The 320-nt window shown below is 42.5% G+C and carries 2 rRNA genes; both read right to left on the bottom strand.

Annotation, left to right across the window (positions count from 1 at the left end):
* Positions 1-9: 9 nt before the first annotated feature.
* Positions 10-124, bottom strand: a 5S ribosomal RNA gene (gene rrf, locus JIG41_RS06145).
* A 63-nt stretch (positions 125-187) separates the two neighbouring features.
* Positions 188-302, bottom strand: a 5S ribosomal RNA gene (gene rrf, locus JIG41_RS06140).
* Between the last annotated feature and the right edge of the window lie 18 nt (positions 303-320).

The raw sequence follows: 320 nt of genomic DNA, 5'->3' as shown, positions 1-320 counted from the left end.
TAATTAGGAGCCTGGCGATGTCCTACTTTCACATGGCAAATGCCACACTATCATCGGCGCTGTTTCGTTTCACTACTGAGTTCGGCATGGGGTCAGGTGGGTCCAAAACGCTATTGTCACCAAGAAAATTCTTTTCAATTTTCTTATTATTAATTTTTAAATTTAAAGTCTTTCGACTGAATTAGGAGCCTGGCGATGTCCTACTTTCACATGGCAAATGCCACACTATCATCGGCGCTGTTTCGTTTCACTACTGAGTTCGGCATGGAATCAGGTGGGTCCAAAACGCTATTGTCACCAAGCAAATTTGGTTGTTAATC

Source organism: Pseudoalteromonas sp. bablab_jr011, assembly GCF_016464045.1.
Classification (GTDB): Bacteria; Pseudomonadota; Gammaproteobacteria; order Enterobacterales; family Alteromonadaceae; genus Pseudoalteromonas; species Pseudoalteromonas lipolytica.
This window is presented reverse-complemented; position numbering and strand designations above follow the sequence as displayed.